General features: G+C 66.4%; 1 protein-coding gene. It reads left to right on the top strand.

Annotated features, from left to right (window positions below):
* A partial coding sequence (locus FJM08_RS08535) for a pentapeptide repeat-containing protein (protein ID WP_503465697.1) occupies positions 1-590 on the top strand: 590 nt, incomplete at both ends.

Genomic DNA, 590 nt, shown 5'->3' on the forward strand with positions numbered 1-590 from the left:
GAGTTGCCAATGCCGGCACGCTGAACTCGGGTGTGCTGAACGTCGGCTCGGGGATATCGGGGCTGTACAACACCGCTATCGTGGGTTTGGGGACGCCGGCGCTGGTGTCGGGTGCCGGCAACGTGGGCCAGCAGCTGTCGGGGGTGTTGGCGGCCGGGACGGCGTTGACCCAAAGCCCCATCATCAACCTCGGGTTGGCCGATGTCGGCAACTACAACCTCGGGTTGGGCAACGTTGGGGACTTCAACCTGGGCGCGGCCAACCTCGGTGCGCAAAACCTGGGGCTGGGCAACGTCGGCACCGGCAACCTCGGCTTCGCCAACGTCGGCCACGGCAATATCGGTTTCGGCAAGTCGGGTCTGACCGCCGGCGCGGCCGGCCTGGGCAACACGGGGTTCGGCAATGCCGGCAGCGCCAACTATGGTTTCGCCAACCAGGGCGTGCGCAACATCGGGTTGGCCAACACCGGCACGGGCAACATCGGGATCGGGCTGGTGGGGGACAACCTCACCGGCATCGGGGGCCTGAACTCCGGTGCCGGCAATATCGGCTTGTTCAACTCCGGCACCGGCAACTGGGGCATCGGAAAC

This window comes from Metamycoplasma equirhinis (genome assembly GCF_006385185.1).
Taxonomy (GTDB): Bacteria; Bacillota_I; Bacilli_A; order Mycoplasmatales; family Metamycoplasmataceae; genus Metamycoplasma; species Metamycoplasma equirhinis.